The organism is Streptomyces sp. NPDC046939 (assembly GCF_040644575.1).
In the GTDB taxonomy this organism is placed as follows: domain Bacteria; phylum Actinomycetota; class Actinomycetes; order Streptomycetales; family Streptomycetaceae; genus Streptomyces.
The window spans coordinates 1-20904 of the sequence record NZ_JBEYWV010000053.1 but is presented as its reverse complement, the minus strand read 5'-3'; the positions used below and the strand labels follow the sequence as shown (position 1 = coordinate 20904).

General features: G+C 71.9%; 16 protein-coding genes. 15 read left to right on the top strand and 1 reads right to left on the bottom strand.

Annotation, left to right across the window (positions count from 1 at the left end; genetic code table 11):
• Positions 1-9: 9 nt before the first annotated feature.
• Positions 10-1089: a mechanosensitive ion channel family protein gene (locus ABZ877_RS38055; RefSeq protein WP_361080915.1), complete on the bottom strand. Its 1080-nt coding sequence runs from the start codon at positions 1087-1089 to the stop codon at positions 10-12.
• Between the two features lie 291 nt (positions 1090-1380).
• On the opposite strand from ABZ877_RS38055, the gene ABZ877_RS38050 reads away from it, so the two are divergent.
• The 15 genes from ABZ877_RS38050 to ABZ877_RS37980 all read left to right on the top strand — a co-directional run bounded on the left by ABZ877_RS38050 (position 1381) and on the right by ABZ877_RS37980 (position 20766).
• The gene (locus tag ABZ877_RS38050) at positions 1381-1917 is read left to right on the top strand and encodes an HNH endonuclease (protein WP_324769927.1); all 537 of its coding nucleotides are present in this window, start codon (positions 1381-1383) and stop codon (positions 1915-1917) included.
• Between the two features lie 323 nt (positions 1918-2240).
• Complete coding sequence (locus ABZ877_RS38045) at positions 2241-2840, top strand: Uma2 family endonuclease (protein WP_361080912.1); 600 nt, start codon at positions 2241-2243, stop codon at positions 2838-2840.
• Positions 2841-2988: 148 nt separating this feature from the next.
• Positions 2989-4179 (top strand): ROK family transcriptional regulator, encoded by a 1191-nt coding sequence (locus ABZ877_RS38040; protein ID WP_361080910.1) that lies wholly within the window; start codon positions 2989-2991, stop codon positions 4177-4179.
• Positions 4180-4232: 53 nt separating this feature from the next.
• Positions 4233-5573, top strand: coding sequence for an ABC transporter substrate-binding protein (locus ABZ877_RS38035; RefSeq protein ID WP_361080908.1), 1341 nt, complete (start codon positions 4233-4235; stop codon positions 5571-5573).
• Between the two features lie 10 nt (positions 5574-5583).
• Positions 5584-6519 (top strand): sugar ABC transporter permease, encoded by a 936-nt coding sequence (locus tag ABZ877_RS38030; RefSeq protein ID WP_361080906.1) that lies wholly within the window; start codon positions 5584-5586, stop codon positions 6517-6519.
• A gap of 4 nt (positions 6520-6523) precedes the next feature.
• The gene (locus tag ABZ877_RS38025; RefSeq protein WP_361080904.1) at positions 6524-7432 is read left to right on the top strand and encodes a carbohydrate ABC transporter permease; all 909 of its coding nucleotides are present in this window, start codon (positions 6524-6526) and stop codon (positions 7430-7432) included.
• Between the two features lie 17 nt (positions 7433-7449).
• A complete protein-coding gene (locus ABZ877_RS38020) occupies positions 7450-8715 on the top strand; it encodes a 6-phospho-beta-glucosidase (protein ID WP_361080902.1) in 1266 nt (421 codons plus the stop codon).
• Entirely contained in the window at positions 8712-9686 is a 975-nt protein-coding gene (locus ABZ877_RS38015; RefSeq protein ID WP_361080900.1) for a BadF/BadG/BcrA/BcrD ATPase family protein, read from the top strand. Before ABZ877_RS38020 ends, ABZ877_RS38015 begins: the two co-directional genes overlap by 4 nt.
• A 313-nt stretch (positions 9687-9999) precedes the next feature.
• Positions 10000-11466: a hypothetical protein gene (locus ABZ877_RS38010; RefSeq protein ID WP_361080898.1), complete on the top strand. Its 1467-nt coding sequence runs from the start codon at positions 10000-10002 to the stop codon at positions 11464-11466.
• A gap of 14 nt (positions 11467-11480) precedes the next feature.
• The gene (locus ABZ877_RS38005) at positions 11481-12536 is read left to right on the top strand and encodes a glutamate ABC transporter substrate-binding protein (RefSeq protein ID WP_361080896.1); all 1056 of its coding nucleotides are present in this window, start codon (positions 11481-11483) and stop codon (positions 12534-12536) included.
• 72 nt (positions 12537-12608) lie between these two features.
• Positions 12609-13931, top strand: coding sequence for a hypothetical protein (locus tag ABZ877_RS38000; RefSeq protein ID WP_361080894.1), 1323 nt, complete (start codon positions 12609-12611; stop codon positions 13929-13931).
• 2 nt (positions 13932-13933) lie between these two features.
• Complete coding sequence (locus tag ABZ877_RS37995; RefSeq protein WP_361080892.1) at positions 13934-16609, top strand: tetratricopeptide repeat protein; 2676 nt, start codon at positions 13934-13936, stop codon at positions 16607-16609.
• A gap of 31 nt (positions 16610-16640) precedes the next feature.
• Positions 16641-17924, top strand: coding sequence for a protein phosphatase 2C domain-containing protein (locus ABZ877_RS37990; protein WP_361080890.1), 1284 nt, complete (start codon positions 16641-16643; stop codon positions 17922-17924).
• A 64-nt stretch (positions 17925-17988) separates the two neighbouring features.
• Entirely contained in the window at positions 17989-19332 is a 1344-nt protein-coding gene (locus ABZ877_RS37985) for a VWA domain-containing protein (RefSeq protein ID WP_361080888.1), read from the top strand.
• A 63-nt stretch (positions 19333-19395) separates the two neighbouring features.
• Positions 19396-20766 carry an FHA domain-containing protein gene (locus tag ABZ877_RS37980; protein ID WP_361080886.1) on the top strand — a complete coding sequence of 457 codons (1371 nt, stop codon included), beginning with the start codon at positions 19396-19398 and terminating at the stop codon, positions 20764-20766.
• Positions 20767-20904: the final 138 nt, after the last annotated feature.

Sequence of the window (20904 nt, the reverse complement as noted above, 5' to 3'; positions counted from 1 at the left end):
GCCTGCCGGTCACTTCGCCAGGTTGCCCGGCGGTATCGGGGAGGCGGCCAGGGACTGGGGTGAGGTGGTGGAGGCGTAGGCGGAGGGCGGTGCCATGCCCGCGGTCGGGTCGGCGGCCTGTGCCTCGCCGTCCACCTGGACCGGGGTGCCGCCGACGATCCGGATGTCCGCCTCGTCGAAGGCCCGCTTGATCCGCCAGCGCAGTTCGCGTTCGACGGTGAGGGACTTGCCGGGCATGGTCTTGGCGGTGACGCGGACGACCATCGAGTCGAGCAGGACGCTGTCCAGGCCGAGCACCTCGACGGGGCCCCACAGCATCTCGTTCCACGGCTCGGTCTTGCTCATCGCCTCGCCTGCCTCCGCGAGCACCGACCTCACCCGGTCCAGGTCCTCGTCGGCGCGGACGGTGACGTCGACTCCGGCGGTGGCCCAGCCCTGGGAGAGGTTGCCGATCCGCTTGACCTCGCCGTTGCGCACGTACCAGATCTCGCCCTTGTCGCCGCGCAGCTTGGTGACGCGCAGGCCCACCTCGATCACCTCGCCGGAGGCGACCCCGGCGTCGATGGTGTCCCCGACCCCGTACTGGTCCTCCAGGATCATGAAGACGCCGGAGAGGAAGTCGGTGACCAGGTTGCGGGCGCCGAAGCCGATCGCGACGCCCGCGACTCCGGCGGAGGCAAGCAGCGGCGCCAGGTTGATCTCGAACGTGCCGAGGATCATCAGCGCCGCCGTACCCATGATCAGGAACGACGCGACCGAACGCAGTACGGAGCCGATCGCCTGCGACCGCTGCCGCCGCCGCTCCACATTGACCAGGAGCCCGCCGAGGGCGGTGCCGTCGACGGCCTGGGCGGTGCGGTTCATCCGGTCTATGAGCTTGGTGATGGTGCGGCGGACGACGACGCGCAGCACGCACGCGATCACCACGATCAGCAGGACGCGCAGGCCGATGCCCAGCCAGGTGGACCAGTTCTGTTCGACCCAGCTAGCGGCCTGACCGGCCTGGTCCTGGGCGTCCTTAAAGGTGGGTTGCGGGGAGCCGGACGAGGAGTCGCTCGCCCCCACGACCGGCAGGACGGACAAGATCACGGCAGGTACCTCCAGGTGTGGCCATTCGCCCGCCGCTCGGGAGACGGTCGGTTCACAGGACGGCTCTGGGACAGGAGCGGGCGGACTCACCACACTAACGGGGCATTGTGGGGGGATCGTTGTGATGTTCGAGGGAGAGACGGTGCTCACCTGGGGATGAAGGACGTGTGGTCGAAAACACTCCAAGGCCGTTACGTGGAGATGGTGGCGCCACGACCAGCCAGGAGGGGAGACTGGCTACGAGATCGTCCCGGCGCGAGCCACGCGCCGCCGGCGTACAAGGAGGCATCCGTGCCGCATGTCCTGGTCCTCAACGCGTCGTACGAGCCACTCGGCGTCGTACCGCTCCGCCGCGCGCTCGTACTCGTCCTCGAGAACAAGGCCACGTGCCTCGAGGAGTCCGGCGCCTTCATGCACAGCGCGACACGCACCGTCCCCGCTCCCAGCGTGGTCCGGCTCAAGCGGTTCGTCAGGGTCCCTTACCGGGGGCCCGTTCCTCTGACCCGGCGTGCACTGTTCGCCCGCGACGGCGGCCGGTGCATGTACTGCGGTGGCGTCGCAACCAGCGTCGACCACGTGATCCCGCGCTCTCGCGGGGGTCTGCACGCCTGGGACAACGTGGTGGCGTCGTGCCGCCGCTGCAACCACACCAAGGCCGACCGCCACCTCGTGGAGATCGGCTGGCGCCTGCGCCACAAACCGGCTCCGCCGTCCGGTCTGGCCTGGCGCATCATCGGGACCGGACATCGCGATCCGCGCTGGCTGCCGTACTTGCAGCCGTTCGGCGCGGACGAGGCCCTGGCCCGGATCGAAGGCGTGTCCGCCTGATCTTCGATCCGGGCTTTCGTGTACGTGCGGTGCCGGGGCGGACCACGGAGTTCGTGGGGGCGGCCGCCTGCCGTGAGGCAGACGGCCGCCCCCGTCCGCGCCGTGCGGCATGACGTCAGCACTCACCCGCAGCCCCACCCGCTTCACAGAGACGGTGCGCTGAGGGGCGACCAACCGGACCCCGCGGAGCGGAACGCTTCTGCACGCTCGTTCGAGTGAACGGACGCGCATACCCCGGACCGCACCGCCCGGCACCGCCGACAGTTCTGCGCGGGGCACCCGGCACCGGCGTAGCCTGGCCGCAGCGACACGGAGGACCAGCGATGAGCACCGCACCCATCTTGGAGCCGGTCATGGAGCCGCAGCAGGACCCCATCGATCTGTTGATCGCGATCGAGGAGGCGTCCCAGGCGCCGATTCGGCCCGAGTACATCGAGGGAGCCGTCAGCGTGCCTCCGCAGCCCAATGACCAGCACAACGACGGAGCCTTCGAGCTCAGCTACCAGTTCCGCGTCGCCGGAATCCGTTTGGTCGGTATGAACAACGGATACCGCGCCGCGCACAAAGACGGCAGCACCATGGCCCTGGTCATTCCCGACTTCTACGTCCGCCGCCGTCGCCCCAGCGACCTCGACGAGTCCTACCGACGCGCCCACAAGGGCTGGTACCCCATCGACATGGTCGCCCTCGTCGGCGAAGTCACCTCCAGCAATCACGAGACCGACACCGGGCCGAAGCTGCGGACCTACGCCGCCGCCGACGTGCCCGTCTACGTCCTGATCGACCGGCACGCCAAGAAGGCCACCTGCCACTCCGTCCCGGTCGACGGTCACTACACGACCCGTACCGAGGTCGACCTGGGCCGCCCGCTGCCTCTGCCCGAGCCTTATCCGACGCTCGACACCGCCCCGTTCGTGGACTGAGGTCAGTCGGCAGTCCTCGGTGAAACGCCGCATAACGAGTTGGCCCCCTCGTCTCCACCCCCTATTGACGGCCCCGTCACCCGGCACTTACGTTCCTCGCAGCCGATAGGAAAGTTTCCTAACAGTGCGGTGAGGAGGGAGAGCGGCCATGGTGGCAACCTCCGGGAACCCCGGTGTCCCTGGTACGCCCAGCGTGCTGCGCGTCATGAACGACCGCGCCGCGCTCGATCTGCTCGTCGCGCACGGGCCCCTCACCCGCACCCGTATCGGTGAACTCACCGGCCTCTCCAAGCCGACGACGTCGCAGATCCTCGGGCGGCTCGAAGCGGCCGGGCTCGTGCGGAGCACCGGGAGCCAGACCGGGCGGCCGGGGCCGAACGCCGTGCTCTACGAGATCGACCCCGGCGCCGCCCATGTCGCCGCGCTCTCCGCCGACCCGACCGGCATCACGGCCGTCGTCGCCGACGTCACCGGCGCCGAGCGCGGCCGGTGCCGGATCGAGGCGCACGCCGTCGCGGAGGACGTGCGGCACCGCACCGCGCAGCTCGTCGCCGAGGCCGTCGACGGCGCCCTCGGCCAGGCGGGGCTCGGGCACGACGACCTCACCGCCACCGTCATCGGCACGCCCGGCGCCATCGACCCCGGCACCGGTCAGCTCCGCTACGCGCCGCACCTGCCGGGCTGGCACTCCCGCACCCTGCTCGCCGAGCTCGCCGAAGTGCTCGGCACGCCCGTCTCCATCGAGAACGACGTCAACCTCGCCGCCCTCGCCGAGCAGTACGAGGGCGCCGCGCAGGACCACGACGACTTCGTCCTCGCCTACGTGGACGAAGGCGTCGGCGCCGCCATCGTGCTCGGGGGCGTCCTGCTGCGCGGCGCCACCGGCGGCGCCGGGGAGATCGGCTACATGCCGCTGCCCGGCGCGCCGCTGGCCCGCGGCGGTGACGCCGTCGCCGCCCGTACCGACGCGGGCGGCGGTTTCCAGAGCCTCGTCGCCGCGCCCGCCGTGCGGGACCTCGCGCCCGACGCCGCCGACCTGGCCGACGCGCTCGCCCGGCCGGCCGTTCTGGAGGAGGTCGCCCGGCGGCTCGCCACCGGTCTCGCCGCCGTCGTCGCCGTGGTCGACCCCGAACTCGTCGTGCTGTCGGGGCAGGTCGCCAAGGCCGGCGGCGACGCCCTGCGCGAGCGCGTCGAGGCCGAGCTGACCGGGCTCGCGCTGCCCCGCCCCCAGTTGCGCATCAGCGAGCTCGACGACGACCCCATCCTCACCGGCGCCCTGCGCACCGCCCTCACCCAGGCCCGCGCCACCGTCTTCGACACGAGCGGTGCCGGCCAGTAGCGCCGCCCCGCCCCCGACCCCGTACACGCATCGCTCACGTAAAGGACCTCGCCATGCCCCGATGGCGTATACCCCTGCGCGCTCCCGTCGTGCTCGCCGCGGCCGGACTGCTGCTCGCCGGCTGTGCCAACCCGAGCACCGGCAGCGCCGATGACGATCCGACGAAGCCGGTGACCCTCAAGTTCTGGCACGGCTGGTCGGCGCCGGGCGAGGTGAAGGCGATCAACGACTCGATCGCCCGCTTCGAGAAGGCGCACCCGAACATCAAGGTGCGGGCCACCGGCAACGTCTCCGACGCCACCGTCAACCAGGCGCTGCGCGCGGGCGGCGACGAGGCCCCCGACGTCGTCTCGTCCTTCACGACCAACAATGTCGGCCAGTACTGCGACTCCGGGATGTGGGTCGACCTCGACCCGTTCATGAGGAAGACGGGGCTCGACAAGAAGAAAGTCTTCCCGCAGTCGCTTCTCGACTACACGAGCTACAACGGCAATCAGTGCGCCCTGCCGCTCCTCGCCGACGCCTTCGGGATGTACTACAACAAGGACGCGTTCGAGGAAGCGGGCATCACCCACCCGCCGAAGACGATGTCCGAGTTCATCGCCGACGCGAAGAAGCTCACCAAGAAGAAGGGCGGGAACTCGTACGAACGCGTCGGGTTCATGCCCAACTTCCGGCTCTACCAGAACAGTCCCGACCGGCTGTTCGCCCAGTGGGGACCGACCTATTTCGACAAGGACGGCACGTCGCGGCTGTCCAAGGACCCCGCCACGTACGCGTTCTTCGACACCGCGAAGAAGCTGATGGACGCGCAGGGCGGATACAACGCCCTCGAACGGTTCCGGACGTCGTTCGGTGACGAGATGTCCAACCAGAACGCCTTTCTCAGCGGCAAGCTCGCCATGCATCTGGACGGTGAGTGGCGCGGGCTGATGCTGAACGAGGCCAAGGCGAAGTTCGACTGGGACGTCGCACCGCTGCCCGTCCCCGATGACCAGGTGGAGACGTACGGGCGCGGGTACCTCACCGGGACCGTCGCCGGTATCGCGCACAGCAGCAAGCACCAGAACGCCGCCTGGGAGCTGGTGAAGTTCCTGACCGCCGACACCGATCAGGTCGTCGCGTTCGCCAATGCCATTCACAACGTGCCGTCGACGAAGGCCGCGCTCGCCTCGCCGAAGCTCGACGCCGACCCGACGTTCCGTACGTTCCTCGACATCGCGAAGAACAAGTACAGCCAGGTGCTGCCTCCGTCGACCAATGGCGGCATGTACGTCGTCCAGCTCCAGGACTTCTCGTACACCGCGGAGGCGGGGAAGGTTCCGGATCTGAAGAAGGGGCTGCAACGCCTCGACAAGCTCATCGACGCCGACACCCTGCAGTCGCAGAACTGAGGACCCGCGCATGGCACTCACACTTTCCCGGCCCGCGCGGCGCAGACTGCGCACCCTGGGCTTCCTGTCCCCGTGGCTGATCGGCTTCAGCATCTTCTTCGCCTATCCGCTGCTGGCCACCGTCTATTTCTCGTTCATGCACTACAACCAGATCAAGGCGCCCACTTTTGTGGGGCTGCGGAACTGGAAGTACGTGTTCCAGGACATGCCGCTGTTCGGACCCGCCCTGTGGAACACGCTGTGGCTCGTCGTGGTGATGGTGGCGCTGCGGGTCCTCTTCGGGCTCTCGCTCGGGCTGCTCGTCACGAAGATCAAGAGCGGGGTCGGCTTCTTCCGGACCGCCTTCTACCTGCCGTATCTCGCCCCGCCGGTCGCCGCCACCGTCGCCTTCGTCTTTCTCCTCAATCCGGCCACCGGACCGGTCAACGAGATCCTCGGCAAGATCGGCATCGAAGGGCCGAACTGGTTCAACGACGCCGCCTGGGCCAAGCCCTCCCTCGTCATGCTCTCGCTCTGGGGCATCGGCGACCTCATGGTCATCTTCATGGCCGCGCTCCTCGACGTACCGAAGGAGCAGTACGAGGCGGCGGAGCTGGACGGGGCGGGCGCCTGGAGCAAGTTCCGGTTCGTGACCTGGCCGTCGATCACGCCGATCGTGATGTTCGCCGTGGTGACGGGCGTCGTGCAGACCATGCAGTACTACACGCAGGCGCTGGTCGCCGGGAAGATCGCCTCCGGTGTCTCCATCGGGCCCGGGTCCGTGATCCAGCCGGGCTACCCGGACCACTCGACCCTGACCGTCCCCCAGCTCGTCTACTCGATGGGCTTCCAGAACTTCAACACCGGCGCGGCGTGCGTGCTCTCGCTCGTCCTGTTCGTCATCGCGATGGCCGTGACCATGCTGCTCATGCGCAAGCGCTCGGGCCTGCTCTCGGCGGAGGACTGATCCCATGACCACCACGACCCTGCGCCCGGCGGCCACCACGGCCGCCGCCGGCTCCGCCGACGAAGGCCCGGCCGGTGCCCGCGCCCGCCGCAAGCGCGTCCTGAACTGGATCGCCGTGCACAGCATCGCGATCGCCGTCGCGCTGCTGTTCGTCCTGCCGTTCGTCTTCGTCTTCCTGACGTCCGTGATGAGCGACGACCAGGCGATGAGCGGCGACCTGTGGCCCAGCTCCTGGCACTGGGACAACTACAAGACGGTCTTCCAGACCGAGGGCTTCCTGGACTGGTGGAAGAACTCTCTGATCTACGCGGGCCTCGGCACCCTCTTCACCGTCTGCTCGGCGATCCCCGTCGCCTACGCCCTCGCCAAGTTCCGCTTCCGCGGGCGGCGTACGGCGATGCTGCTCGTCATCTCGACGATGATGCTGCCGCCGCAGGTCATCGTCATCCCGATGTACCTGGTCTGGGCGCAGCAGTTCCACCTCTCCGGGACGCTGTGGCCGCTGATCATCCCGATGGCGTTCGGGGACGCGTACTCGATCTTCCTCCTCCGTCAGTTCCTGCTGACGATCCCGAAGGAGTACATCGAGTCCGCGAAGGTCGACGGCTGCGGTGAGCTGCGGACCCTGCTGAGGATCGTGGTGCCGATGGCCAAGCCGGGCATCGCCGCGATCGCGCTGTTCCAGTTCTTCTACTGCTGGAACGACTACTTCGGGCCACAGATCTACGCGGCCCAGAACCCGGCGTCCTGGACGCTCAGTTACGGGCTCGAATCGTTCAAGTCCGCGCACAGCGTGAACTGGAACCTGACGATGGCCGCGACGCTGCTCGTGATGGCGCCGGTCTGCGTCGTCTTCTTCTTCGCACAGAAAGCCTTCGTCGAAGGCGTCACCCTCACCGGGGTCAAGGGCTAAGGACGGTAAGGACAGTTATGAAGCTCGCAGTGGTCGGCGGAGGATCGACCTACACCCCCGAACTCATCGACGGCTTCGCCCGGCTGAGGGACACGCTGCCGATCGAGGAGCTGGTGCTCGTCGACCCGGCCGCCGACCGGCTGGAACTGGTGGGCGGCCTCGCCCGCCGCATCTTCGCCAAGCAGGGCCACCCGGGAGTCATACGTACAACGTCCGACGTGGACGCGGGCGTGGCGGATGCCGACGCCGTGCTGCTCCAGCTCCGCGTCGGCGGCCAGGCCGCGCGCAACCAGGACGAGACGTGGCCCCTGGAGTGCGGCTGCGTCGGCCAGGAGACCACCGGGGCGGGCGGCCTGGCGAAGGCGCTGCGGACCGTGCCCGTCGTGCTCGACATCGCCGAGCGCGTGCGCCGCGCCAACCCGAACGCCTGGATCATCGACTTCACCAACCCCGTCGGCATCGTCACGCGCGCGTTGCTGCAAGCCGGCCACAAGGCCGTCGGGCTGTGCAACGTGGCCATCGGATTCCAGCGCAAGTTCGCCAAGCTGCTCGACGTGGCGCCGGGCGACGTCCACCTCGACCACGTCGGCCTCAACCACCTCACCTGGGAGCTGGGCGTCCGCCTCGGCGGCCCGGACGGCGAAGACCTGCTGCCGCGCCTCATCGCCGAACACGGCGACGCGATCGCCGAGGACCTGCACATGCCGCGCGCGCTCGTCGACCGGCTCGGCGTCGTGCCCTCGTACTACCTGCGCTACTACTACCAGCACGACGCCGTCGTACGGGAGCTGCGCACCAAGCCGTCACGCGCCGCGCAGGTCGCCGAGATGGAGCGCGAGCTGCTTGCCATGTACGGCGACCCGGCGCTCGACGAGAAGCCCGCGCTGCTCGCCAAGCGCGGCGGCGCCTTCTACAGCGAGGCCGCCGTGGACCTCGCCGCGTCGCTCCTCGGCGGGGGCGGCTCGCCCCACCAGGTCGTCAACACGTACAACAACGGCACCCTGCCGTTCCTCCCCGACGACGCCGTCATCGAGGTGCAGGCCGCCGTCGACGGCAAGGGCGCGCGCCCGCTGCCCGTACCGCGCCTCGACCCGCTGTACGCGGGGCTCGTCGCGGGCGTCACCGCCTATGAGGACCTCGCCCTCGACGCCGCCCTGCGCGGCGGCCGGGAGCGCGTCTTCAAGGCGCTGCTCGCCCACCCGCTGATCGGCCAGATCGAGTACGCCGAGCAGCTCACCGACCAACTGATCGCGCACAACCGGGAGCACCTCGCGTGGGCATGACCGTCCTTGCCATCGACGCGGGCAACAGCAAGACCGACGTCGCGGTGGTCACGGCCGACGGCAGTGTCGTCGCCACGGCCCGCGGCGGCGGGTTCCAACCGCCCTACGTGGGCGTCGAACCGGCCGTGGACGTCCTCGCGGAAGCGGTCGGCCGGGCGTTCGCGCAGGCGGGCATCGACTCCGTCGACCATGTGTCGGCCTGCCTCGCCAACGCCGATCTGCCGGTCGAGGAGGAGCAGCTCGCACGGGCGGTACGCGCGCGTGGCTGGTCCGGAGCGGGGAGTGTCGACGTACGGAACGACACGTTCGCGGTGCTGCGGGCCGGGCTGTTGGAGGACGCCGAGCCGCGCGGGGTCGCCGTCGTGTGCGGGGCCGGGATCAACTGCGTCGGCATGGTGCCCGACGGGCGCACCGCGCGGTTCCCCGCGATCGGGAAGATCTCCGGGGACTGGGGTGGCGGCGGGGGCCTCGCGGACGAGGCCCTGTGGTTCGCCGCGCGGGCGGAGGACGGGCGCGGGGAGCCCACCGCGCTGATGCGCGCGCTCCCCGAGCACTTCGGGCTCCCGTCCATGTACGCGCTGATCGAGGCGCTGCACCTGGGGCGGTTGCCCGCGGCGCGGCGGCACGAGTGTGCGCCCGTGCTGTTCGCGACGGCGGCGGGCGGGGACGCGGTGGCGCGGGCCCTGGTCGACCGGATGGCGGAGGAAGTGGTGGCCATGTCGACGGTTGCGCTGCGGCGGCTGGATCTCCTTGAGGAGGAGGTGCCTGTGCTGCTCGGTGGGAGTGTGCTGGCGGCGCGCCATCCTCAGCTTGATTCGCGGGTCAGGGAGTTGCTGGCCGGGCGGGCGCCCAAGGCGGTGCCGCGGGTGGTGTCGGAGCGGCCTGTTCTGGGGGCGGGGTTGTTGGGGCTGGACCATGTGGGGGCCGGTCCGGAGGTGTACGCGGCGTTGCGGCGGGCCTTCGCGCCGTAGGGCCGGGTCTCTCGTCGCAGGGTGCGGGTGGTGCGTGGCTGGTCGCGCAGTTCCCCGCGCCCCTGGAGCATGCGGCTCCGCCGCAGCCTCATAACCCTTGGATGGCGCACGCAGTGCGCATCTCAGGGGCGCGGGGAACTGCGCGACCAGCCCCCCACCGGCCCGCGGTCGACCACGCGGCCGGGAACCGAACACCTCCCTAGTTCGTGTTCAAGTAGGGGGCCGCGGAACAAGATCCAGGCAATGGCTGTGCGGATGTCCGGCGCGGCAGCGATACTTGCGGCCGACGTACGACTCCATGGGGGAGGGTCGAGTGACATACCCGCCGAACGGGAGCGCCGCGCCGCCGAGGCCGGGCGTGCCCCCGCAGCAGCAGCCACCGGGGGCCGCACCGACCCCACCCGCACCCGCGATCCCGCCCGCGTCCACACCCGCACCGGCGCCCGCACCCGCGCCGGCGAGGCGCACCGCCTGGGCGGAAGGCGTCGACCGGCTGCGCGCGGCGGCCACCACCGAGCCGGGCAGGCTGCGCATCATCGGCGCGGTCCTCGCGCTGCTCGTCGTCGCGTTCGGGGCGACGACGGCGTGGCAGATGACGGACCGTTCCGCCGCCGCCGACGACGTGCTGCACTCCAGCCAGCCGCTGAGCGCGGACGCGGCCGACATCTACCGTTCGCTGGCGGACGCCAACACCGCCGCGTCCAGCGGCTTCCTGGCGGGGGGCCAGGAGCCCGCCGCCGTGCGCGACCGCTACGAGAAGGACATCCGTACGGCCGCGGGCAAGCTCGTGACCGCCGCCGCCTCCACCGACCCGGGCTCCCCCTCGGCGAGGACGATCGCGAAGCTCAACACGCTGCTGCCGCAGTACAAGGGCCTGATCGAGCGGGCCCGCGCCAACAACCGGCAGGGCTTCCCGCTGGGCGGCGCCTACCTGCGGTACGCGAACGAGAAGATGCAGACGGAGATGCTCCCGGAGGCGGAGAACCTCTACACGACCGAGAACCAGCGGCTGCGCGACGACTACGACGCGGCGACCCCGTACCCGTGGATCGCGATCGCGGTCGGCGTGCTCGCGCTCGGCGTCCTGGTCTGGGCCCAGCGGCGCAACTACCGGCGCACGAACCGGGTGTTCAACCACGGGATGCTCGCCGCCACGGCCGCCTCCGTCGTCGTCCTGCTGTGGCTCGTCGTGGGGCACACGGTCGCGCGCAGCGGGCTCAACGCCTCGTACGACCACGGCGTACGGTCCCTGAACGTGCTGCACGACGCGTCCATCGCCTCCCTGAAGGCGCGCGGGAACGAGAACCTGACGCTGGTCAGCCGGGGCGCGGAGACGACGACCGTCAAGGGCGAGACCAAGGACAAGTACGACGTCGACTTCCAGCGCCAGATGGACCTCCTCGCGACGAAGCTGACGGCGGCGCACGCGCTGGCGGACGACGGCGCGGGGCGCACGCCGGTCAACGGGGCGAACGCGAGCATGAAGGAGTGGCTGAAGCGCCACACGCAGGCGCGCCACGCGGACGAGGACGGCGACTACCAGGCCGCGCTCGACAAGATCATCGGCTCGAAGCAGGACAAGCCGACGGGTGAGTGCTTCGATCTGGTGGACCAGAATCTCGACAAGGCGCTCGCGCACGAGCAGCGTCAGTTCAGCAGTGAGGCGGGCGGCGGACGGGACGCGATGACGGGGTTGCCGGTCGGCGCGGCCGTCCTCGCGGTGCTCGCCGCGGTGGGCGCGGTGCTCGGCATCGGGCGCAGGCTGTCGGAGTACCGGTGAGAGGGGGTGCGGCGATGAAGGAGCGACGGGAGCGAGGGATCCGCGGGGTGAGTCTGCGCGGCTGGGGCGGCGTGGCGTCGATGGCGGTGGCCTGCGCCCTGACGGTGGTGTTCGCGCTGCTGCTCCCCCTGACGCAGCGCGCGGGCGGCGCTTCCGGCCACGGCGGCGACGGGGGCGCGGGGTCCGGGCCGGGCGGTGTCGCCGCCGGGACGCAGGCCAGGGCTGACGACTGCGATCCGGACGTGCCCGGCAAGGAGCCGGAGCGCAGCGTGAGCCGGTCCGGCAGTGACAGCGGCGGCGCGGTGCGGACGATCCGGGACCGGGGCTATGTGTCGGTCGGCGTCGACCAGAACAGCTACCGGTGGGGCTACCGGGACCCGAACAGCACCGGCGGCTCCAGCGAGCTGGAGGGCTTCGACATCGACCTCGCCCACGAGATCGCCCAGGAGATCCTCGGCAGCCCGGACAAGATCCGCTTCAAGGCGATCCCCACCAACCAGCGCATACCGGCGATCCAGCGCGGCGACGTCGACATGGTGGTGCGGACGATGACGATCAGCTGCGACCGTCTGAAGGACGTGGACTTCTCCACCGCCTACTTCCAGACCGGGCAGCAGGTGCTCGCGCCGAAGACGGCGCGGATCGACGGGTTCGACGACACGCTCGGCGGCAAGCGGGTCTGCTCCGCGGCCGGTTCGACCGCCGAGGCCGCGCTGAAGCAGGGCCGGGCGGACGGGAGGATCCCGGCGGACACGGACATCTCCACGACGGTGCCGAACCAGTTGGACTGCCTGGTGCGCCTCCAGCTCGGCGAGGTCGACGCGGTCGTCACCGACGGCGCCCTCGCGGCGAGCCAGGCCGCGCAGGACCCTACGGTGGAGCTGAAGGGCAAGCCGTTCACCGAGGAGTACTACGGGGTCGCCATGAAGAAAGGTTCGGACGACCTCGTCCGCCGGGTCAACGAGGTCCTGGAGGACTACCGCGGGGGCGGCTGGCAGAAGTCGTACGACCGCTGGCTGGAGCCCGCGCTCGGACCCTCGGGGGGACCGCCCGCACCCAAGTACAAGTAGCGCCGCAACGTTGCACCGCCACCCGTCGGGGGAAGCCCCGTTGAGGGAACCGAAAGAAGCGAGAGGTGATCGATGGGCGTCGCGGGACCCCCTGGTCCGGTGATGGACCGGGACGAGGTGGACCGTGCCCTCGCCCGGCTCGGTGCCGAGCACGAGGCGATCGAGACGTCGCTGCTCGCGCTCCAGGACCACGCCGGGCGACGCCTGCTCGAAGGGGCGCGGCTGACCGGGGCGACCCGGGAGCGCTGGGCCGCCGCCGAGCAGGCGATCACCCTGCTCTGGACGTACTTCGACGCGTACACGGGCGCGCTGCGCACCGCGCGTGAGGTCCGCTCCCGCCGCAAGTGGCCGAACCGGGACGACCTCACCCAGCTCACGGACCTGCTGCGCGGCGAGGCCGTCACGGTCGCCCCGGTCGCGGGTGCGGACGGCGGCGCGCAGTCGCTCACCGGCCCCGCGAAGCTCTCCGAGCACTTCACGCTCGCCGCGCTCGTGGAGCGGATGAACGAGCTGTACGCGTCGTCCCTCGACATGGTCGTCGCCGCCGACGCGGTGTGGTCGGCGCTGCCCGCCCGCATCGACCTGCTCGCCGCCGAGCTGCACCGCACGCGCCGCCTCGCGCACTCCGTCGGCGTACGGCCCGGGGAGCACCCGGCCGGGGACGACCTGGAGCGGATCACGGCCGCGCTGACCCGGCTGCGCGAGGAGGTGGTCTCGGACCCGCTGACGTACTGGCAGAAGGCGCCCGGCAGTTCGGCCCCGGGGGGCGGGCGGCCGGACACGACGGCGTACGACCGGCAGGCGCGCGCCCTGGAAGAGGTGCGGCGCGAGATCGAGGCCGTGCTCACGGTGCGGCAGGACGCGGAGGCGCGGCTCGGCCGGCTGCGGGACGTGCTCTCCCGCGCGGACCGTACGCTCGCCGAGGCGAGAGCGGCGCGCGGCGAGGTCCTCGCGAAGATCGCGGCGTCGGAGGTGCCGGCGGTGTCGGGTCCGCCGATCGCGTTGCAGGAGCAGTTGGCGACGGCCGCCGAGTACCGCAGGCGCGGCCAGTGGCACCGGCTGTCGCCGCTCCTCGAGTCGCTGGAGACGAAGGCCGAGGACGAACTGCTGCGGGCGCGCGAGTCGTTGACGGCGGTGACCGCGCCGCTCGCCGTCCGCGCCGAGCTGCGCGGGCGGCTCGACGCGTACAAGGCGAAGGTGGCGCGGCTCGGGTTCGCGGAGGACCCGTTCCTCGTGGAGCGGTACGACGCGGCGCGCCGCATGTTGTGGAGCGCGCCCTGTGATCTGCGGGTGGCGGGTGAGGCGGTGCTGCGCTATCAGCGGGCGGCCGCCGAGGTGTTGTCGTCGGGCGACCCCGAGCGGGCGGCGCCCACCGACCGGAGGGGGGAGTCGTAGCCATGGCCGAGGGCCAGGAGTGCACGCGACCCGGTTGCCCGGGCCGCTACGAGGACATGGGCGGGGAGCTGTACTGCGACACCTGCGGTCTGAAGCCGGAGGGAGCGCCGGCGGCCCGGGCGGCGGCGGGCGGCGCGGCCGACCGCGGCTGTCAGCGCCCCGGCTGCGCCGGTTCCTACGAGGATGTCGGGGGCGGGGAGTTGTACTGCGACACGTGCGGGCTCGCCCCGGTCGTGTCGCCGACGGGGCTGGTGGCGTCGCCGCCGACGGGGGTCGCGGGCCGCGGGTCGCGCGGGTCGCAGAGTTCGGCGAGTTCGCGGGCGTCGTCGCGCGCCTCGTCGCGGTCGTCGCAGTCGCGCCGGTCGGTGTCGGGACGGTTGTCGCGTTCGCTGTCGGGGAGTTCGGCGTCGGGGTCGTCGCGGTCGGTGTCGGTGCGCAGCTCGGGCACGTCGGCGAGCGGGTCGAACCGGGCCCGGCTCGGCGCGGGGCTCGTACGGGTGCCGGACGTGCCGCGCCCCGACCCACGCGTGATGGTGCAGGAGAACCCGGAGGTCCCCGAGCGGAAGCGATTCTGCTCGCGGTCGGACTGCGGCGCCCCGGTGGGCCGGGCGCGCGGCGGTCGGCCGGGCCGCACGGAGGGGTTCTGCACGAAGTGCGGGCACCCGTACTCGTTCGTGCCGAAGCTGGGCCCCGGTGACGTGGTGCACGGGCAGTACGAGGTCGTGGGCTGCCTGGCGCACGGCGGCCTCGGCTGGGTCTATCTGGCCATAGACCGGGCCGTCTCCGACCGCTGGGTCGTCCTGAAGGGCCTGCTCGACACGGGCGACCAGGACGCGATGGCGGCGGCGATATCCGAGCGCCGCTTCCTCGCGGAGATCGAGCACTCCAACATCGTCCGCATCTACAACTTCGTCGAACACCTCGACCAGCGCACCGGCTCCATGGACGGCTACATCGTCATGGAGTACGTCGGCGGCAAGTCGCTCAAGGAGATCGCCAACGAGCGGCGCACCCCGGACGGCAGGCGCGACCCGCTCCCGGTCGAGCAGGCGTGCGCGTACGGCATCGAGGCGCTCGAAGCGCTCGGGCATCTGCACAGCCGCAACCTGCTGTACTGCGACTTCAAGGTCGACAACGCGATACAGACCGAGGACCAGCTCAAGCTCATCGACATGGGCGCGGTCCGGCGGATGGACGACGACGAGTCCGCGATCTACGGCACGGTCGGCTACCAGGCGCCCGAGGTCGCCGAGGTCGGCCCGTCCGTCGCCTCCGACCTCTACACCGTCGCCCGTACGCTCGCGGTCCTCACCTTCGACTTCCAGGGCTACACGAACGTCTTCGTCGACTCCCTCCCGGACCCCGACTCCATCGACGTCTTCCGCCGCTACGAGTCCTTCTACCGGCTCCTCGTCCGCGCCACCGACCCGGACCCGGCCCGCAGGTTCGGCTCCGCGCAGGAGATGAGCGAGCAGTTGACGGGCGTGCTGCGGGAGGTCGTCGCGCTGCAGACGAACCGGCCGCGCCCCGCCCTGTCGACCCTCTTCGGGCCCGAGGTGAAGGTCACCGACACGGAGCTGTTCGGGCGCCTGGAAGGGGAGGTGTCGCGCCTCGGGGCGCGGGCCGTGCCCGTCCGCGTACGGCAGGACCGGGGGCGGCAGGGCCGGCAGAAGGCCGCCGCGCTCGCCGCGCCGGTCGCGCCCGCGCTGCCGCCGTCACCGTCCGCGCTGGTCAAGCAGTTGCAGGCGCCGCTGACCGCGCTCGCCCTGCCGGTGCCGAGAGTGGATCCGGGCGATCCGAACGCCGGGTTCCTCGCGGGCCTGATGGCGTCCGCGCCCGCCGAGCTGATCGCCGCCCTGCACGCCGCGCCGACCGGCTCCCTGGAGCTGCGCCTGCGCGAGCTGCGGGCCCGCCTGGAGATGGGCGAACTGGACGCCGCCCTCCGGGGCCTCGCCGCCCTGGAGGCCGACCACCCCGACGACTGGCGGGTGGTCTGGTACCGGGGCGTGGCGGCGCTCGCGACGGGCGACCACGAGAGCGCGGCCCTGTCGTTCGACGCGGTCTACGACGCGTTCCCCGGCGAGCCCGCGCCGAAGCTGGCGCTCGGCGTGTGCGCGGAGGTCCTCGGCCAGCTGGACAACGCGGCGGAGTACTACCGCCTCGTGTGGTCCACCGACCCGAGCTATGTCAGCGCCGCGTTCGGGCTCGCGCGGGTGCAGCTCGCGGCGGGCGACCGGGGCGGCGCGGTGCGCACCCTGGAGTCGGTCCCGGAGTCGTCGATCCACTACACGGCGGCCCGGGTCGCGGCGGTACGGGCGCGCCTGCGGGGACGTATGAGCGAAGGCGTCAACGGCGACCCGCTGCTGCACGACCTGACCGCGGCGGCCGGACAGGTGGAGGCCCTTGAGACGTTCGGGCTCGACGCGGTGCGCCGCGAGCAGTTGTCCACCGAGGTCCTTGGCACGGCCCTGGACTGGGTACTCTCCGGTAGGCAGGGTTCCGGTCAGCCTCAGGGTCCCGGGCGCGCGGTGGTGCTCGGCAACGATCTGGACGAGCGCGGCCTGCGTCTCGGCCTGGAGCGCTCGTACCGCACACTGGCCAGGCTCGCTCAGCGCGGCGAGGAGAGGATCGAACTGGTGGAGCGGGCCAACCGCTACCGCCCCCGGACGTGGGTGTGAGTTGATGGCGCAGACGCACAAGGCGGCCGCTATGTCCGTGTGTCCCAGTTGCGAGGAGCCGCTCGACGAGGGCGACCGCTTCTGCGGCGCCTGCGGGTACGACCTGTCGTCGGTGCCGTCGGCCTTGGCGGGCTCCGGCGACCAGCCGACGCTGACCATGACCGCCCCGCAGGCGGCCGAGGTGGACTGGCCCGACGCCCCCGAACCGGGCAGCTCGGACACGCCCGCGCCGGTCCATGTGCCGGCCGAGATCCCCGGCATCGAGTCCGGCGGCGCCGAACTGCCCGCCGTCGCACGGACCGACGACCCGGTGGACGGGGGCGGCGACTTCGAGCTGGCCGCGCCCGATCCGCGGACGGTGCCGCCGGAGGTCCTGGAGGCCGCGACACCGCCCTCGGGCGTCAAGGTGTGCGTGGCGTGCCGCGCCGGGCAGGTCGACGCGGACGGCTACTGCGAGAACTGCGGGCACGCCCAGCCGCGCGAACGCGACCACATGGAGCAGGAGTTGGGGGCGGTCGCCGCCGTCAGCGACCGGGGCCTGCGCCACCACCGCAACGAGGACGCGTTCGCGATCTCCTCGGCCGCGCTCCCCGACGGCTCCCCCGCCGTCGTCGCCGTCGTCTGCGACGGCGTCTCCTCGGCGACCCGCCCCGACGACGCCTCCCTCGCCGCGTCCCGCGCCGCCAACGAGGCGCTGCACGCGTCGCTGCCGCGCGGCACGCACCCGCAGCAGGCCATGCACGAGGCGATCGTCGCGGCGGCCGAGGCGGTCAACGCCCTGGCCGAGGAGCCCGAGACGGCCCGCGAGCACCAGCCGCACCAGAACGCGCCGGCCTGCACGATCGTCGGCTCGATCATCACGCGCGAGCTGCTGGTCGTCGGCTGGATCGGGGACTCGCGCGCCTACTGGGTGCCCGACGACCGCACCGCGCCCGCCGCCCGGCTCACCGAGGACGACTCGTGGGCCGCGCAGATGGTCGCCGCGGGCCTGATGAACGAGGCGGAGGCGTACGCCGACGAGCGCGCCCACGCCATCACCGGCTGGCTCGGCGCGGACGCCTACGAACTGGAGCCGCACACCGCTTCCTTCAAACCGGACCGGCCTGGTGTGGTGGTGGTGTGCACCGACGGACTGTGGAACTACGCGGAGGGCGCGCAGGACATGGCGGCGGTGGTGCCCGCGGACGCGGCGCGGCGGCCGCTGCACTGCGCGCAGGTGCTCGTCGGCCACGCGCTCGACGGCGGGGGCCACGACAACGTAACAGTGGCGGTGCTGCCGTTCCCGGTTCCGGGACAAGGGGCAGGATCGGCCTAGACCGGGCGACACCGTCCGGTGGTCCAGTTCAAACGGTGGTGTGGTTCAGGGGGGACTTACCGTCATGGCGAACTTCTCGAAGTCGAACATCCCGCAGTTCTCGGTCGAGGTGTACCAGAACGAGTACCTGCCCGAGGGCGGCCGCGAGGTCAACGCGATCGTCACCGTGACGTCCACCGGCGGCGGCACCATCGGCACCGCCGTCGGCGCCCCGCACCTGTACGGCGCGGGCGGCGGCCCCGAGGCGGCGGTGGCGCTCATGGTGGACTGCTCCGGGTCCATGGACTACCCGCCGACGAAGATGCGCGGCGCCCGCGACGCCTCGGCCGCCGCGATCGACACCCTGCGCGACGGCGTGCGCTTCGCGGTGATCGCGGGCACGCACGTCGCCAAGGAGGTCTATCCGGGCGCCGGGCGGCTCGCCGTCGCCGACCCCACCACCCGGGACCAGGCCAAGCAGGCGCTGCGCAAGCTCAGCGCGGGCGGCGGCACCGCCATCGGCACCTGGCTGCGCCTGGCCGACCGTCTGCTGTCCTCGGCGGACGTCTCCATCCGCCACGGCATCCTCCTCACCGACGGGCGCAACGAGCACGAGTCGCCCGAGGACCTGCGCGCCACGCTCGACGCGTGCGCGGGCCGCTTCACCTGTGACGCGCGGGGCGTCGGCACCGACTGGGAGGTGAAAGAGGTCACAGGCATCGCCTCGGCGCTGCTCGGCACGGCCGACATCGTCGCCGACCCCGCGCACCTCGCGTCCGACTTCACGCAGATGATGGAGGCGGCGATGGGCAAGGAGGTCGCCGACGTCTCCCTGCGCCTGTGGACACCGCTCGGCTCCGAGATCAAGTTCGTCAAGCAAGTGGCGCCCACCGTCGGCGACCTGACCGGCCGCCGCACCGAGGCGGGCGTACGCGCGGGCGACTACCCGACCGGCTCGTGGGGCGACGAGTCCCGCGACTACCACATCTGCGTCCAGGTCCCCCAGGCCGAGATCGGCCAGGAGATGCTCGCCGCCCGCGTCTCCCTGGTGATACCGCGGCCCGACGGCACCGCGCAGACCCTCTCGCAGGGCCTCGTCCGCGCCGTGTGGACCGACGACATGGCCGCCTCCACCTCGATCAACCCGCAGGTCGCGCACTACACCGGGCAGGCCGAACTGGCCCAGGTCATCCAGCAGGGCCTCGACGCCCGCAAGGCCGGGGACGCGGACGGGGCGACGGCGAAACTCGGCCGCGCCGTCCAGCTCGCGGCCCTGTCCGGCAACGCGGATACGGCGAAACTGCTTTCGAAGGTGGTGGACGTGGTCGACGCCGCGGAAGGTACTGTTCGATTGAAGGCGAAGGTCGCCGAGGCCGACGAGATGACTCTCGAGACCCGGTCGACCAAGACGGTCCGCGTCAAGAAGTAGCGGCCCGGGCCCTGTCGAGATGTGACGAGTCGAGTTGTACGAAGGAGAGGGGGAAGCGCCGACATGCCGACCTGCCCGAACGGACACCAGTCGGGTTCCGACGACTGGTGCGAGGTGTGCGGTCACCGCATGACCGGTGCCGTGCCCCCGCCCCCGCCGCCACCGGCCGCCGGTTACGGGTATCCCGGACCGTCCGTGCCGCAGGCGCCGGGGAGCGCGGGCGGCGCGCCCGAGCTGTGCCCGCAGTGCCGTACGCCGCGCGAGGGCGGCGCGCCGTTCTGCGAGGAGTGCCGCTGGAACTTCCTCACGAACACCGCGACGTCGTACACCCCGGCCGCCCCGAACCCACCGCTGCCCACGCAGGGCGGTCCCGGCGGTCCCGGCGGTCCTGGTGGTCCGAACCCGGCGCTGCGCTTCCAGCAGCCGCCGCAGGGCCCGGACCCGTACGAGTACCAGGGCTCGCGCCCCTCGCAGATGAACCGGCCCGCCGAGCCGATCCCGCCGAGCCCGTTCGGCAGCGAGCCGTCGGGCCCGTCCCCGTTCCCGCCGCCGCCCGGTCCGAACGGGGCGCAGGGCGGTGTCCCGCAAGCCTTCCAGCAGCAGCCCCCGGCACCCGCGCCGCCGCAGCGACCGGGTCCGCAGCAGCCCGGCCCCCAGCAGCCGGGCCCGCCGCCCGCGCCGCAGCAGCCCGGCCCGCCGCAGCCCAGTCCCTCCGGGCCGCCTCGGTCGGGTCCGCCGCAGCCGTCGTTCCCGGACTTCGGGCGGCCGCAGTCGCCGCAAGGGCCGCCGCAGGGACCTCCGCAGGGGCCGCCGAACCCGTCGTCCGGGCAGGGGCCCGGCCCCGGGGGCGGGACGAACGGTGACGACTGGGTGATCTCACCCCCGTCGTCGGGGCCCGCGCCCGCGTCGGCTCCGTCGACGACGGCACCGCCGTTCCAGCAGCAGCCGCCGCAGGCACCCCGGTCGCCGCAGGCGCCCCAGGCCCCGCAGGCGCCCCAGGCACCTCAGGAGCAGCGGCCGCAGTACGCGGTGAGCTGGTCGGCGACGATCGGCCCGGACCGCGAGTACTTCATGGCGATGATGCACCGCAGCGGACCCGAGGCGTCGGGGCTCAACCTGCCCGCGTACTCGCCCGAGCAGCAGCGCCAGCTCACCGGCAACCAGGTCACGATCGGCCGCCGCCGCCACTCCACCGGCGACACCCCCGACATCGATCTGTCGGTGCCGCCGGAGGACCCGGGCGTCTCGCACTCGCACGCGGTGCTCGTGCAGCAGCCGGACGGCACGTGGGCGGTCGTCGACCAGAACTCGACGAACGGCACGACGGTCAACGGCGGCGAGGAGCCGATCCAGCCGTTCGTCCCGGTACCGCTGCAGGATGGTGACCGGGTCCATGTCGGGGCCTGGACCACGATCACCATTCACCGGATCTAGGCGCGAGGGCGGTCGTTCGTTCGTCCGCGGCCCGGTGGGGGCTGGTCGCGCAGTTCCCCGCGCCCCTGAGATGCGCACTTCGTGCGCCATCTCAGGGGCGCACCATGGGGCTGCGGCGAAGCCGCATGCTCCAGGGGC